The sequence below is a fragment of the Aeromicrobium massiliense JC14 genome, assembly GCF_000312105.1.
GTDB classification, from domain to species: Bacteria; Actinomycetota; Actinomycetes; order Propionibacteriales; family Nocardioidaceae; genus Aeromicrobium; species Aeromicrobium massiliense.
This window is the reverse complement of the sequence record NZ_HE978637.1, coordinates 68,187-82,215: the sequence shown is the minus strand read 5'-3', so window position 1 is coordinate 82,215 and position 14,029 is coordinate 68,187. Positions and strand designations below refer to the sequence as shown.

At 74.1% G+C, this 14,029-nt stretch carries 16 protein-coding genes and 1 tRNA gene; 5 read left to right on the top strand and 12 right to left on the bottom strand.

From position 1 onward, the window contains the following. Window positions 1-124: 124 nt before the first annotated feature. Genes HGAM_RS07405 through rsmI form a run of 3 tightly spaced genes read right to left on the bottom strand, consistent with a single transcriptional unit; the run spans window position 125 to window position 3,447 of the window. Complete coding sequence (locus tag HGAM_RS07405) at window positions 125-1,003, bottom strand: TatD family hydrolase (protein ID WP_019144841.1); 879 nt, start codon at window positions 1,001-1,003, stop codon at window positions 125-127. Next, window positions 1,000-2,586, bottom strand: a complete 1,587-nt coding sequence (gene metG, locus HGAM_RS07400; RefSeq protein ID WP_019144840.1) for a methionine--tRNA ligase — start codon at window positions 2,584-2,586, stop codon at window positions 1,000-1,002. Before metG ends, HGAM_RS07405 begins: the two co-directional genes overlap by 4 nt. Window positions 2,587-2,619: 33 nt before the next feature. After that, window positions 2,620-3,447 carry a 16S rRNA (cytidine(1402)-2'-O)-methyltransferase gene (gene rsmI, locus HGAM_RS07395; protein WP_019144839.1) on the bottom strand — a complete coding sequence of 276 codons (828 nt, stop codon included), beginning with the start codon at window positions 3,445-3,447 and terminating at the stop codon, window positions 2,620-2,622. A 52-nt stretch (window positions 3,448-3,499) separates the two neighbouring features. On the opposite strand from rsmI, the gene HGAM_RS07390 reads away from it, so the two are divergent. The 5 genes from HGAM_RS07390 to HGAM_RS07370 all read left to right on the top strand — a co-directional run bounded on the left by HGAM_RS07390 (window position 3,500) and on the right by HGAM_RS07370 (window position 8,401). Next, entirely contained in the window at window positions 3,500-5,044 is a 1,545-nt protein-coding gene (locus tag HGAM_RS07390; protein WP_019144838.1) for a dolichyl-phosphate-mannose--protein mannosyltransferase, read from the top strand. 159 nt (window positions 5,045-5,203) lie between these two features. Beyond that, window positions 5,204-5,764, top strand: coding sequence for an RNA polymerase sigma factor (locus tag HGAM_RS18280; RefSeq protein ID WP_020691826.1), 561 nt, complete (start codon window positions 5,204-5,206; stop codon window positions 5,762-5,764). After that, window positions 5,761-6,612 carry a DUF4349 domain-containing protein gene (locus tag HGAM_RS07380; protein WP_019144836.1) on the top strand — a complete coding sequence of 284 codons (852 nt, stop codon included), beginning with the start codon at window positions 5,761-5,763 and terminating at the stop codon, window positions 6,610-6,612. Before HGAM_RS18280 ends, HGAM_RS07380 begins: the two co-directional genes overlap by 4 nt. A 41-nt stretch (window positions 6,613-6,653) precedes the next feature. Then, window positions 6,654-7,745 carry a carboxylate-amine ligase gene (locus HGAM_RS07375; protein WP_019144835.1) on the top strand — a complete coding sequence of 364 codons (1,092 nt, stop codon included), beginning with the start codon at window positions 6,654-6,656 and terminating at the stop codon, window positions 7,743-7,745. A gap of 41 nt (window positions 7,746-7,786) precedes the next feature. Next, window positions 7,787-8,401, top strand: a complete 615-nt coding sequence (locus HGAM_RS07370) for a M23 family metallopeptidase (RefSeq protein WP_019144834.1) — start codon at window positions 7,787-7,789, stop codon at window positions 8,399-8,401. A gap of 3 nt (window positions 8,402-8,404) precedes the next feature. Here the strand turns inward: HGAM_RS07370 and HGAM_RS20590 are convergent, their stop codons facing one another. From HGAM_RS20590 to glp, 9 genes are all read right to left on the bottom strand, one after another. Further along, window positions 8,405-8,578, bottom strand: coding sequence for a hypothetical protein (locus tag HGAM_RS20590; protein ID WP_019144833.1), 174 nt, complete (start codon window positions 8,576-8,578; stop codon window positions 8,405-8,407). 4 nt (window positions 8,579-8,582) lie between these two features. Then, window positions 8,583-8,918: a cupin domain-containing protein gene (locus HGAM_RS07360; RefSeq protein WP_019144832.1), complete on the bottom strand. Its 336-nt coding sequence runs from the start codon at window positions 8,916-8,918 to the stop codon at window positions 8,583-8,585. A gap of 73 nt (window positions 8,919-8,991) precedes the next feature. Then, window positions 8,992-9,064, bottom strand: a tRNA-Ala gene (locus HGAM_RS07355). A 55-nt stretch (window positions 9,065-9,119) separates the two neighbouring features. Further along, entirely contained in the window at window positions 9,120-10,007 is an 888-nt protein-coding gene (locus HGAM_RS07350) for a DMT family transporter (RefSeq protein WP_019144831.1), read from the bottom strand. Between the two features lie 102 nt (window positions 10,008-10,109). Next, complete coding sequence (sepX, locus tag HGAM_RS07345; protein WP_019144830.1) at window positions 10,110-10,928, bottom strand: divisome protein SepX/GlpR; 819 nt, start codon at window positions 10,926-10,928, stop codon at window positions 10,110-10,112. Between the two features lie 100 nt (window positions 10,929-11,028). Beyond that, window positions 11,029-11,628 (bottom strand): GNAT family N-acetyltransferase, encoded by a 600-nt coding sequence (locus HGAM_RS07340; RefSeq protein WP_038951628.1) that lies wholly within the window; start codon window positions 11,626-11,628, stop codon window positions 11,029-11,031. Then, window positions 11,625-12,110: a MogA/MoaB family molybdenum cofactor biosynthesis protein gene (locus tag HGAM_RS20315; protein WP_019144828.1), complete on the bottom strand. Its 486-nt coding sequence runs from the start codon at window positions 12,108-12,110 to the stop codon at window positions 11,625-11,627. Before HGAM_RS20315 ends, HGAM_RS07340 begins: the two co-directional genes overlap by 4 nt. Then, window positions 12,107-12,592 (bottom strand): cyclic pyranopterin monophosphate synthase MoaC, encoded by a 486-nt coding sequence (gene moaC / locus HGAM_RS20310; RefSeq protein WP_019144827.1) that lies wholly within the window; start codon window positions 12,590-12,592, stop codon window positions 12,107-12,109. The genes HGAM_RS20315 and moaC overlap by 4 nt, the downstream gene beginning before the upstream one ends. A gap of 90 nt (window positions 12,593-12,682) precedes the next feature. Next, window positions 12,683-14,020, bottom strand: coding sequence for a molybdotransferase-like divisome protein Glp (glp, locus tag HGAM_RS07325; RefSeq protein ID WP_019144826.1), 1,338 nt, complete (start codon window positions 14,018-14,020; stop codon window positions 12,683-12,685). Between the last annotated feature and the right edge of the window lie 9 nt (window positions 14,021-14,029).

Genomic DNA, 14,029 nt, shown 5'->3' with positions numbered 1-14,029 from the left:
GTCGAGCGAAAGCCACGCTTCTCCTCGCGTGTCGGGGGCAGACAACTTGTCCACCATAACCAGCCTCTGGTAGCAGGCCAAGCCGACGAATCCCAGGTCACACCTGGAACGCCGGGCCGGACGCCTACCAGCGACCGCCGAACGCGGCGAACGTGTTGGCCTCGACCTGGGCGCACAGCTCGGCCAGGTCGGCCCCGCGGACGTCGGCCATGAGCCGCATCGTGTGCGGCACGAGGAAGGACGCGTTGAGCCGTCCGCGGTGCGGCTCGGGCGTCAGGAAGGGCGCGTCGGTCTCGACCAGCACCCGGTCCGCGGGCGCCTGGGCCAGTGCCTCGCGCAGGTACGGCGCGTTCTTGAACGTCACCGTGCCGGCGAACGACAGGTGGGCGCCGCGCTCGACGCAGGCACGGGCGAAGTCGGCGTCGCCGGAGAAGCAGTGCATGACCCAGCGCTCGGGCGCCCCCACCTCGTCGAGCACGGCCAGCACGTCGTCGTGGGCGTCGCGGTCGTGGATGACGAGCGTGCGGTCGTGCCGCTTGGCCATCTCGACGTGGGCGCGGAACGAGCGGTGCTGCGCACCGCGGCCCTCGGGACCGGTGCGGAAGTAGTCGAGCCCGGTCTCCCCCACCGCGCGGACGTGGTCGCCCGCCGCGGCGAGCTCGTCGATGACCGCGAGCGCCTCGTCGAGGCGTCCGTCGGCGTCCAGGCGCGCGGCGTCGTTGGGGTGGATGGCGACGGCCGCGACCAGCTCGGGGTGCTCGGCGGCGGCCTGCACCGCCCAGCGGGAGTCGTCGACGTCGCAGCCGACCTGCACGATGCGGGTGACGTTGACCGCCGCGGCGGCCTCGATCGCCTCGCGCGTGCCGAGCCGGTGGCCGCCCTTGACCCGCACGTCCAGGTGGCAGTGGTTGTCGACCACCGGCGCGGGCAGCGGCTCGGGCGCCTCGGGCCAGAGCGCGCGGACGTCGTCGCTCACGGGGGCTCGCTCGCTGCGCTCGCTCACGCCTGCGTGGTCTCCAGCTCCAGGCGCGGGAAGAGCGACGGGCCCTTGGTGACCGGCGTGCCGGCCGGAAGCTGGCCCCAGCGGGCGACGTCGTCGATGCGCTGGTCGGCGAGCGGGCCCAGCGGACCCTCGGCACCGAGCGACTCCCACAGCGCGGCGCACGCCTTCGGCATGACCGGGTTGAGGACGACCGCGAGCACCCGCAGGCCCTCGGCGGCCGTGGCCATGATCGTGGCCAGGCGGTCGCGCTGGGACTCGTCCTTGGCGACCTTCCAGGGCTCCTGCTCGGTCAGGTAGCCGTTGAGCTCGTCGACGATGCGCCACACGGCGGTCATCGCGTCCTGCGGGGCGACGGCGTCGATGGCCGCGTCGGCCTCGGCGACGGCCGCCGCCACGGTGTCGACGACCTTCTGCTCGGCCGCGGTCGGCTCGCCGGCCGCGGGCAGCGCGCCGTCGAAGTACTTGCCGATCATGGCCGCGACGCGCGAGGCGAGGTTGCCGAAGCCGTTGGCCAGCTCGGCGGTGTAGCGGGCGGCGATGTCCTCCCACGAGATCGAGCCGTCCGAGCCGAACGTGAGCGCCCGCGTGAAGTAGTAGCGGTAGGCGTCGGAGCCGAACGTGTCGACCAGCTCGGTCGGGTGGATGCCGTTGGCCTTGGACTTGCTCATCTTCTGCCCGCCGACCAGCAGCCAGCCGTGCGCGAACACCTGCTGCGGCACCGGGAGCCCGGCGGCCATGAGCATCGCGGGCCAGATGACCGCGTGGAAGCGGACGATGTCCTTGCCGACCAGGTGGATGCTCGCCGGCCAGAGCTGCTCGAAGCGCTCCTGGTCGACGCCGTAGCCGGCCGCGGTGAGGTAGTTAAGCAGCGCCTCGACCCAGACGTACATGACGTGCTTGTCGTCCCACGGCACCTTGATGCCCCAGTCGAACGTCGAGCGCGAGATCGACAGGTCGCGCAGGCCGCGCTCGACGAACGAGACGACCTCGTTGCGCGCCGACGCCGGCTGCACGAACTCGGGGTGCTCGCGGTAGAGCTCGAGCAGCTTGTCGGCGTAGTCGGAGAGCCGGAAGAAGTAGTTCTCCTCGGTCATGTGCTCCAGGCGGCTGCCGTCGAGCGTCGAGACCTTGTGGCCCGCGTCGTCACCCTCGCCGTCGGCGACGTACTCGTCGGCGACGAACTCCTCCGAGCCGACGCTGTAGTAGCCCGAGAACGAGCCCTTGTAGACCGCGCCCGCCTCGTGCAGGGCCGACCAGAAGGCCTTCGCGCCGGCCTCGTGGCGGGGCTCGGTGGTGCGGATGTAGTCGTCGTTGGCCGCGTCGATCGTGCGCAGCAGCGGCTTCCACTCGTTCTCGACGAGGCGGTCGACCCACTCCTGCGGGGACACGCCGTTCGCCTGCGCCTTGCGCAGCACCTTCTGGCCGTGCTCGTCGGTGCCGGTGAGGTACCAGACCTTCTCGCCGCGCTGGCGGTGCCAGCGGGTGAGCACGTCGCCGATCGTCGTGGTGTAGCCGTGTCCGATGTGCGGGGCGTCGTTGACGTAGTAGATCGGCGTCGTGACGTAGAAGGTCGTGTCGGACATGCGCCCCATCCTAGTGAGCGCCGCCCGCGCCGATCAGCGGTGGGCGGCGGCGTAGACGTCCTTCTTGCGGGCGCCGGTGCCCTCGGCGACGCGGGCGATGGCGTCCTTGCGGGTCAGGCCGCCGGCCTCGGCCTCGCGGACGAGCGCGGCGAGCTCGTCGGCGGAGTACTCGCGCTGCTCGGCCACCGCGCCGGAGACGACGAGCGTCACCTCGCCGCGCACGCCGTGCTCGAGCCCGGCGCACCACTCGGCCAGCTCGGCCACGCCGCCGCGCCGCACCTCCTCGTACGTCTTGGTCAGCTCGCGGCAGACGGCGGCCGGACGGTCGTCGCCCCAGGCCCTGGCCATGTCGCGCAGCGTCGCCTCGGTGCGGTGCGGCGACTCGAAGAACACCATCGTGCGCGGCTCGGCCGACAGCTCGGCCAGCCGGCGTCCACGCTCCCCCGCCTTGCGCGGCAGGAACCCCTCGAAGCAGAAGCGGTCGACGGGCAGGCCGGAGACGGCGAGCGCGGTGAGGACGGCCGACGGGCCGGGCACCGCGGTGACCGGGACGTCCGCCTCGACGGCGGCGGCCACGAGCCGGTAGCCGGGATCGGAGACGCTGGGCATGCCCGCGTCGGTGACGACCACGACGGTCGCGCCGGCCCTCAGCTCGTCCAGCAGCTCGACGGTGCGGCGCTCCTCGTTGCCCTCGAAGTACGACACGACCCGGCCGGACGGCTCGACGCCCAGCTCGCCGAGCAGACGGCGCAGGCGGCGGGTGTCCTCGGCGGCGACGACGTCGGCCGAGGCGAGCACCTCGCCCAGCCGGCTCGAGGCGTCCGCCACGCGGCCGATGGGGGTTCCGGCGAGGATCAGCACCCGGCCATCCTCGCAGGTGGGACGGCGAAGGCGTCTGCCTAGGATCGGGCTCGTGCCCCGTCTGCCCGCCGTCGCGCTTGATCGCCACCTGCTCGGCTGGGCCGGGCCGATCGGCCTGGCGGTGCTGGCGTTCGTGCTGCGCGTGTGGAACCTGGGGTTCCCCAACCGGCTGCTGTTCGACGAGACCTACTACGCCAAGGACGCGTACTCGCTGCTGCACCACGGGTACGTGCGCGACTGGTCCGAGGACGTCAACGACGACTTCGCCCGCGGCGACTTCTCCGGGATGCTCGACCTGCCGACCCAGATCGTCCACCCCGACGGCGGCAAGTGGATGCTCGCGCTCGGGCAGGCGGTCTTCGGCACCGACTCGTTCGGGTGGCGCATCAGCGCGGCGGTCGCCGGCGCCCTGACGGTGCTCGTGCTCGCCCGCCTCGTGCTGCGGCTGACCGGCTCGCTGGTCGCGTCCTGGCTGGCCGGCCTGCTGCTCACCCTGGACGGCGTCCACTTCGTGCTCTCGCGCACGGCGCTGCTGGACGTCTTCCTGTGCCTGTGGGTGGTCGTCGCGGTGGCCTGCCTGGTCGCCGACCGCGACTGGATCGCCGTCCGGCTCGACCGCTTCCACGCCTGGCGGCCCTGGCAGGTCGCGGCCGGGGTCAGCCTCGGGCTGGCCTGCTCGGTGAAGTGGAGCGGCGTGTACGTGCTCGCCGTCGCCGGCCTGGCGATCGTGCTGTGGGAGGTGCACGCGCGGCGCGCGGCCTGGCGGGCCGACCGCGCCACGCTGCGGCGGCCGGGCCTCGTGCTGACGACGCTGCGGGTGGGCGCGCCCGCGTTCGTGCTGCTCGTGGGCATCGCGCTGGTCGTCTACCTGCTGACCTGGACCGGCTGGCTCGTCCACCACGAGGCGTACGAGCTGCGGTTCGGCCGCGGCTACGGCGACACCCCGGCCTGGGGCTCGTACGTCGGCACCGACCCGGGCAGCTGGTGGGGCGAGACCTGGAACGCGCTGCGCTCGCTGTGGCACTTCCACGTCATGGCCTACGAGTTCCACACCGGCGACTACCTGGCCGGGCAGACGCACCCCTACCAGTCGCACCCGCTCGGCTGGCTGGTGCTGGAGCGACCGGTCGGCGTGGACGCGCAGAACGACCTGCCCGCGGCCTCGTGCGGGGCCCCGGCCGACTCCTCGTGCATGCGCGAGGTGCTCGTGCTCGGCAACCCGCTGGTCTGGTGGTCGGGCGTGCTCGCCGTGGTCGGCTCGCTGCTGGCCTGGATGCGCACGCGCCACTGGGCCTGGTCGCTGCCCGCCCTGGGTCTGGTCGCCACCTGGCTGCCGTGGTTCTTCAGCGCCGACCGGCCGATCTTCCTGTTCTACGCCGTCGTGATCCTGCCGTTCATGATCATCGCCGTCGCGCTCGTCGTCGACGGCCTGCGCCGGGCCCTGCACGGGCGTGCGCGGACGGCGCTGCACGTCGTCCTCGCGCTCTACGTCGTGGCCGTCGTCGTGCTGTTCGTCTACTTCCACCCGATCTGGACCGACGACCTCGTCTCGTACGACCAGTGGCGCGACCGCATGTGGTTCGGCCGCTGGATCTAGCCCGCTCGCCGACGAGCGGTGACCCTGCGTCCACCGACGGGTCGCCGGTGGACGCTGTCTCACCGCCGAAGTCGCGGACGGGCGCGAGGGTCCCGTGAGACGGTGGGCGCCCTCGCGACATGGGTGGTCGTGAGCACCCTCGTGGCAGGACGGAGCGGCATGACCCCGGACCCCGTCGCGGACGACCACGCCCTGGTGTCGCGGGCCCGCGCGGGCGACCGCGAGGCGTTCGGCGAGCTCTACGCCCGGCACGTGCGCCCGGTCTACTGGCAGGCGTACGGCGTGGTCGGCTCGGCCGCGGACGCCGAGGAGGTCGTGCAGGAGGTGTTCGTGGTCGCCTGGCGCCGGCTGGACGACCTGCACCTGGTTGACGCCTCGGTGCTGCCCTGGCTGCTCGTCACCGCCAAGAACATCGGGCGCAACCACGCCCGCCGCACGACCCGCCGGCGCTGGGAGGCCTACGACGACACGGCGCCGTCCGCGGACGCCCCGCTGGACGACCAGGTCGCGACCGCGCTCGTGCTGGACCGCCTGCGCGACAGCGTCGCCGGACTGTCGGACGTCGACCGGCGGCTCTTCGAGCTGTGCGTCGTGGGTGATCGCACCTACGCGGAGGCGGCCGACGAGCTCGGGCTCACGCACGGCGGCATCCGCAACCGCGTCTCGCGCCTGCGCGGCCGGCTGCGCCGCGACACCGACGACCTGAGGGGGCTGGCATGAACCCGCACGAGACCGATCGCGCCGACCTCCCCGAGCTCGGCGACGACCGCGTCGATGCCATGCTCTCGGCGATCACGACCCGCATCGACGCCGAGGACCGCGAGCGCTCCCGCCGACGCCGCACCACCCTGCTCGCCGCGGCGGCCGCCGTCGTGGTCGGCGTCGGCGCGGGCACGCTCCAGCAGGTCGTGCTGGGCGAGGGCGAGGCGTCCTCCTCGTCCGTGAGCGCGGCGTACTCGGAGAGCTCGTCCGTGGAGGCGGTTCCGCCGACCACGCCAGCCGAGCTCGAGGCCCAGGCCTGGTCCGACGCACGTCCTGACCCCGACTTCTTCCCGGACGACTGGGCCGTCCGGCTGAGCGAGGTGGCCGCCGCCGGCAACGCGCACCTCGACGTGCCCGACGCCGAGAGCACGGCGGACGAGCTGAGGGCGTGGATGCCCACGGCCGACGGGCGCGTCGAGCTCAGCTCGGTCGAGCAGGACGGCGACGACACGACCGCCCTGGTGCGGCTGCGCTTCCCGGCCGGCGAGCTGGAGACCGTCAGCGACCACCTGGAGTCGCTCGACGACGGCGCTTCCGTTGACGTCACCCAGCGCTACGTCCAGTCCAGCGGCGGGTTGAAGGAGGAGTCGCTCTCCTCCCTCACGCCGACGGCGGGCAAGACGGTGGCCGGCGATGCGGTGCTCTACGTCGTCCTGTCGACGGCCCGCGAGCCGGAGGAGCCGCAGCAGGAGGCACTGGCGCGCGGCTCGGACGCGGTCGCCGCCGCCCTGCCCTGGGTCGTCGGCGCGCTGCTCGGCGCCGGTGCGGTGCTCTGGGTCCGCCGACCGCGCGGTCGGCGCTCCTAGCCCGAGTTGCCGCGGCCCCGGCCGGGCACCACGATCGCTGGGTGACGGTGCGCAGCGTGGGTGTCGAGGAAGAGCTGCTGCTGGTCGATCCCGGGACGCTGCGGCTCAAGGCCGTGTCGGACCGCGTGGTCGGCGGCGGCGACGACCAGCTGGAGCAGGAGCTGTTCCTGACCCAGGTCGAGATCGCCAGCGACCCGTCGGCGGACCTCGACGAGGTGGTCGCCGACCTGCGGAACCGGCGGGGACGCGCGGCCAAGGCGGCCGGCGAGGCCGGGGCCACGATCATGGCCGCCCCCACGCCGGTGCTGCCGGACCCGGACTCCGAGGTCACGCCCAAGGAGCGCTACCAGCGGATGATGGGGCGCTTCGGCGAGCTCGGCCGCCGCGCGGTCGTCTGCGGCATGCACGTCCACGTGGACGTCGAGAGCCCCGAGGAGGCCGTCGGCGTCGTCGACCGGCTGCGTCCCTGGCTGCCCGTCGTCCAGGCCGTCTCGACCAACTCGCCGTTCAACGAGGGGGTCGACACCGGGTACGCGTCCTGGCGCGCCCAGGTCTGGGACGCCTGGCCGAGCGCCGGCCCGACCGAGCCGTTCGGCGACGTCGGGCACTACCGGTCGGCGGTCGAGCGGCTCGTCGCGTCCGGGGCGGCGATGGACGAGGGGATGATCTACCTCGACGCCCGCCTGGCCCGTTCGTACCCGACCGTCGAGGTGCGCGTCGCCGACATCTGCACCGACCTCGGCACGACCGCGCTCGTCGCGGCGCTGATCCGGGCGATCGTCACCACCGTCGCCGACGAGCACGCCGCCGGCGTGCCTGTCGCCCCCTGGCGGGTCGACCTGCTCCGCGGCGCGCGCTGGCGCGCCAGCCGGCACGGCCTGACCGACCGGCTCGTCCACCCCGTGAGCGGCGACCTGGTGCCGGCGTACGAGGCCGTCGAGGCCCTGGTCGCGCACGTCCTGCCGGCGCTCGAGGCGGCCGGCGACAGCGAGCGGATCGCCCAGCGGCTGCACCACCTGCAGGAGCACGGCTCCGGCGCCCAGCGCCAGTGCCGGGTGGCCGGCGACGACACCGACCTCGACGCGGTCGTCCGCGACCTGCTGGAGCGCACCCGCGCGTCCTACGAGGACTGACGCTTCGGCCGCACCCGGCGGCACGTGAGGAAAGGGGCCGAGTGACCGTCCCGCTCTCGCTCGCCCACCCGTTCCGCGGTCGCTGGCTCGCCCGCAACAGCCCGGCCAACCGGGTCCCGAGCCACGGCACGACGTTGCTGGCCACCGCGCACGCGATCGACCTCGTGCCGGTGGACGCCCGGGGCCGCACCGCGCCCGTCCGGCTGACGACGCTGGTGCGGCCGGAACCGCCCGAGCGGTTCCCCGGCTTCGGCCGGGTCGTGACGGCGCCGGCGTCGGGCGTGGTGGTGGCCGTGCACGACGGCGAGCCCGACCACCCCGCCTACCGCGGGCTGCCCTCGGTGGCGCACGCGCTCACCCAGCGCCGACGCCTGGCGGCCGGCTGGGTCGCTCTCGCCGGCAACCACGTGCTGCTCCGGACCGGCGGAGCGGTGGTCGCGCTGTGCCACCTGCAGCGCGGGAGCGTGGCGGTCCGCCCCGGTCAGCACCTGGAGGTGGGCGACGAGATCGGCCGGTGCGGCAGCAGCGGCAACAGCACCGAGCCGCACCTCCACCTGCAGGCGATGGACGGCCCCGACCCCAGGCACGCCGTCGCCGTGCCGTTCCTGCTCGACGGAAGGCTGCCGCGCAACGGCGAGGTCGTCGACGTCCCGTGACGCCTAGCTGGGCTCGGCCGGCAGCTCGGACGCCTCGCAGACGAAGCGGTCGACCTCCTCGCCGCCGTCGCAGCGCTGCAGCACGACGGTCACGCGGCCGCCGGGTGCCGGGTCGGCCCGCCAGGTGCCGCCGGCGCGGGTCCAGCGCTCGAGCCGCGCGCGGACGTCCTCGGCCATCGGGCTAGCGGTTCACCGCGGTCAGCAGCACGACCGCGTCCTCGAGCGCGAGCAGCGAGTGACGCTGCGGCGGGACGACGACCATGTCGCCGACACCGCCCTCCCACGCGTCCGCACCGGCGACGAGCCGGACGCGTCCGGCCAGCACCTGCACCGTGCCCTCGTCCGGGCTGTTGTGCTCGGCCATCTCCGACCCCGAGCGCAGCGCGATGACGGTCTGCTTCAGCGCGTGGTTCTGCCCGCCGCGCACGGTGCGGGCCGCGCGCCCGCTGGACGCCTGCCGGGCCGCCTCCAGCTCGTCGCGGACGATGCCGGCCAGGTCGATCGACTCCATGCTCATGGCACCACCGTGGCACAGCGCTCAGGTCGTGCAAGGGCAACGAAAAAGGGCCGCCTCTCGGCGGCCCTTCCGGTGGAGCATAGGAGATTCGAACTCCTGACCTCTTCGATGCGAACGAAGCGCGCTACCAACTGCGCCAATGCCCCTCGTGCGACGACCACTCTAGCAACCCCCGCCCGGGGGACGACAACCCGGGGGCGGTCAGCTCGCGTGGGCCGTCGTCCGGCGGGCACCGGCGGCCAGCAGCACGACCGACAGGGCGACGGCCAGCACCCCGAGAGCGGCCTGGCCGGTCAGCCGCTCGTCCAGCACGAGCACGCCCAGCAGGCAGGCCGTGACCGGCTCGGCGAGCGTCAGGGACGACACCGTGGACGCCCGCAGGCCGGCCAGACCGGCCACGAACAGGACGTAGGCGACGGCCACCGTCACCAGGCCGAGCCAGGCGATCATCGCCACGCCGGCGCCGGACTCCAAGGGACTCAGGTCGACCAGCAGCAGGAACGGGACCGCGCCGAGGGCCGCGAGGCCGAAGACGCCACCGACGGTCACCGGCTGCGGCACGCCGGCGTCCAGCAGCCGCTTGCTGGCCACGGCGTAGACCGCGTACGACAGGCCGGCGCCGACCGAGCCGAGCAGGCCGGCGACCGACGTCCCTCCCCCGCCGCCGTCGGCCCCGGCGAGCAGGCCGACGCCCAGCACCGCGACCAGCGTGGCGACGCCCCACACCGCGGTCGGACGACGTCCGGTGACGAGCCACTCCAGGACGCCGGTGAGCACCGGGGCACTGCCCAGCGCGACCACCGTGCCGACCGCGACGCCGTTCTCGCTCGTCCCGAGGAAGAAGGTGGGCTGGTAGGCCAGCATCCCGGCAGCACCGGCAAGCATCGGCGGCCACAGCACGCCCGGCGCGACCCCGGTGCCGCCGTGCCGGCGCAGGAACCACGTCGCGACGAGCCCGAGCACCAGCCCTCCGCACACGATGCGGGCCAGGCCGACGGCCGACGGCGACGCGTCCGGGCCGAGCGCCTGGGCGGTGCCGGTCGTGCCGAAGCAGACGGCGGCCAGCAGGACGAGGACGAACGATCGCACGGGCGCAGTCTGTCGCACGGCGCGCGGGCCGGGCGGCACCGCCACGGACGACGACGGCCCCGGGAGGATCTCCCGGGGCCGTCGGACGCTGAGGTGTGGTAGCTACTCGCCGACCGCGCGGCGCGGCGCCTCGACCTGCGTGCCGGACGCGTCACGACCGGGCAGGCGGACGTCCTCGCCCTCGACGTGGCCGGAGGTCCAGGTGCCGGGCTCGCCGAAGTCGACGGTGCGGACGGTGCGACCGGCGCGCGGCTTCGTGACGTAGGTCGGCAGCGTGACCGGCAGCGGGTCCCACAGGCCGGAGCCGGCGGTGGCGCCGACCGGCACGGCGATCTGGATCTTCTGGTCCAGCGCGTCGACGGCCAGCGGCTCCTCGAGCATGACGTGCTTGCGGTGCGGGTCGTGCTCCTCGAGCTGGCCCGAGACGACGATCGTGTCCTCGCGGCCGTCGTCGGGCTCGGCAGCGGCACGGCGCGGCAGACGCAGCGACGGACGCGCCAGGCCCTGCTCGCCACGGACCTGGACGCGGCACGCGACCAGCCAGACGGCGATGAGGCCGGCGGGGACGGCCGGGGCCCACAGCGGGGCGACCGCAGCGGCGGTGAGGGCGCCCACGACCACCAGGGCGGTGAGCAGCGTGAACAGCACGCGGCGGCGACGGGTCGCGGCGACGCGCACCATCTCCGGTGTCGCGAGCTCACGCTCGACGGCCGGTGCGGGAGCGGTCTGCACGGCCACCTCGACCTCCACGTCGGCGGCGTCGGCCGAGCGGCGGTGCGGGATGACGCGGGTGAGCGAGGAGAACTTCTCGACCGTGCGGGTCTGGGAGGCCTCGTCGTAGCGGCGCAGCATGTACGGCACGACGAACGCCGCCCACAGGGCGACGATGAAGGCCAGGATGAAGCCGCTGCCGTAACTCACATGGACACGGTAGGACGTCGCGAGCGGCTCATCGGGCAGCGACGCGCGTGTGTCGCCGAGTTGCTCGTGTGACGGGTGTGACGAGAGGGACCTCGGAGGGTCAGCGGCCGGCACCGGGCTCGAGCCGGGCGAGCATCCCCTCGGAGACGTCCTCGGCCACGACCTGGAACAGCCAGTGGTCGCACCACCGGCCGGCGATGTGCAGGTAGCGCGGGGCGAGCCCGATGCGCTGGAAGCCGAGCTTCTGCACCACGCGCAGGCTGGCCTCGTTCTCGGGCCGGATGGCGATCTCGATCCGGTGCAGCCCGACCGTCCCGAGCAGGTGGTCGCACACCAGCGCGAGGGCCGTCGGCGTGATGCCGCGCCCAGCGTGGCTCTGGGCGACCCAGTAGCCGACGCTGGCCCAGCGAGCCGAGCCCATGGTGATGCCGCTGACCGTCATCTGGCCGACCATCTCGCCGTCCCAGGTGACGACGAACGGCATCGACTGGCCCTGGCGCGCACGCCGGCGCAGGGTGCGGATCATCGAGCGGACGCTCAGGAACCCGGGCCCGGACGCCTCGGGCAGCGTGGCCTCCCAGGGCGTCAGCCAGTCGCGGTTGGCGTCGTGCAGGCGGCGCCACTCACGGGCGTCGCGCACCTTCAGGGGCCGCAGCCCGACTCGTCCGTGCTGGAGCTCCGCGGGCCAACCGGGGCTCATCCCTCGCCCCGGACGTGGTCGCCGCCGTGGACCTGGTCCACGAGGTGCCCGACGACCGGCTCGAGCACCGCGAGCCCGTCGCGGACCCCGCCGCGGGAGCCGGGCAGGTTCACCACGACGGTGCGTCCGGCGACGCCGGCGAGACCGCGCGAGAGCATCGCGGTCGGCACGCCCTGCGCGACGCCGTACGCGCGCAGCGCCTCGGCCACGCCGGGCAGCTCGAGGTCGAGCCTCTGCCGGGTCTCCTCGGGCGTGCGGTCGGTCGGGCTGACACCGGTGCCCCCGGTGGTGAGGACGATCGCGGGCGCAGCGGCGAGCACGGTGTCGAGCGCGCGGCCGAACGGCTCGCCGTCGGGCGCGACGACCGGGTCGGGCGTCTCGAAGCCCCAGCGGCGCAGCGCCTCGGCCAGCAGCGGGCCGGTGGTGTCGGCGTAGGTGCCGGCGGCCGCGCGGTTGCTGGCGACGACGACGGCGGCCCTCATCGGACGTCCTCGCGCCGCCAGTCGCCGCTCTTGCCCCCGGACTTGGCGACCACCTCGATGTCGGTGATGCGGGCCAGCTTGTCGACCGCCTTCACCATGTCGACGACGGTCAGGGCGGCCACGGAGACCGAGGTCAGCGCCTCCATCTCGACGCCGGTGCGGTCCGCGGTGCGCACGGTGGCCTCGATCGTCACCCCGGCGTCGACGACGGCGAGGTCGACCTCGACGCCGCCGATGGCGAGCGGGTGGCACAGCGGGACCAGGTCGGGCGTGCGCTTGGCGGCCATGATGCCGGCGATGCGCGCGACGGCGAGCGCGTCACCCTTGGGCACGCCCTCGCCGCGCAGCAGCGCGACCACCTCGGGCGTGGTCTGCACGAGCCCGCGGGCCGTTGCCGTGCGGGCCGTGACCTGCTTGGCGGTGACGTCGACCATGCGCGCGGCACCGGACTCGTCCACGTGCGTGAGGCGCGGCTCGGTCATGGCCGGACCTCCGTGAAGGACGCACGATACGGAGGCCCGCCCATGACACCCCGGACGATTCCCTCGCTGCGCTCGGTCATGGCCGGCGCCTCAGAACTGCCGGTCGAGCACGAGGGTGCGCACGGTGTCGCCGAGGTTGAGGGCGGTCTCGTCCTCGCCGACGACGATGAGCGCGTTGGCCTGGGCGAGCCCGCCGACCTGGTGCGACCCGCGGCCGCCGACCGGCGTCACCTTGGCGCCGCGGTGCGTGACCTCGAAGAACCCGCGGACGTACTGGCGCTTGCCCGGCGGCGACGTGAGGTCGGACGCGAGCACGGCGTGCACCATCGGGCGGCGGTAGGGGGTGAGTCCCATGAGCCGGCGGATGGCCGGCAGCACGAACACCTCGAACGAGACGTACGCCGAGACGCCGTTGCCGGGCAGCGCGATGAGCGGGGTGCCCTCGTCGAAGACCCGGCCGAAGCCCTGCGGGCGTCCGGGCTGCATCGCGACCGGGTGGAACTGCATGTCGTCCATGCCGGTGAGCGCGGCCTTGACCACGTCGTGGTCGCCCTGGCTGATGCCGCCGGTGGTGACCACGAGGTCGGCTCGGACGAGCTGGTCCGACAGCAGCCGGCGGAACGCCTTGGGGTCGTCGTCGACCGAGCCCACGCGGTAGGCGATCGCGCCGGCAGCGCGCACGGCCGCGGCGATCATGTGGCTGTTGCCGTCGTAGATCGAGTCGTGCTCGAGGTGCTGCCCGGCCTCGCGCAGCTCGTTGCCGGTGGAGATGATGACGACGCGCGGCCGCGGGCGCACCGGCACACGTCCGGCGCCCAGCGAGGCCAGCAGGCCGATCTCGCGCGGGCCGAGCACGGTGCCCGCCGGCAGCACGGTCTCGCCGTTGGTGACGTCGTCGCCGTGCCAGCGCACGTTGGCGCCGGAGTCGAGCGCCCGGGTGATGGACACACGCTGGGTGCCGCGGTCGGTGAGCTCGTAGGGCACGACCGTGTCGGCGCCACGCGGGATGGCAGCCCCGGTCATGATCTTGGCCGCGGTGCCGGCGCTGATCGCGAACGGCTTGCCCGAACCGGCGGCGACCGACCCGACGACGGGCAGGACGACCGGCGCGTGGGCGGAGGCCGAGGCGATGTCCTCGGCCCGCACGGCGTACCCGTCCATGGCCGCGTTGTCGAAGCGCGGGAGGTCGTGGCCGGCCACGAAGTCCTCCACCAGGGGCAGGCCGAGCGAGTCGACCAGCGGCTGGTCGTAGGGCTCCAGCGGTCCGGTGCCGCGCAGGATCAGCTCGAGGTGGTCCTCGACGGTCAGGACGCCGTCGGGGATGCTCGCGGGCCGCGGCCGCCTGCGGGGTCCGGCGTCGGCCCCCGCGGTCGCTGGCTGAGCGCCGCTGGTGGGCGCGGTGCCGGTGACTTCGTCGTCCGAGGACATGGTGGGCAG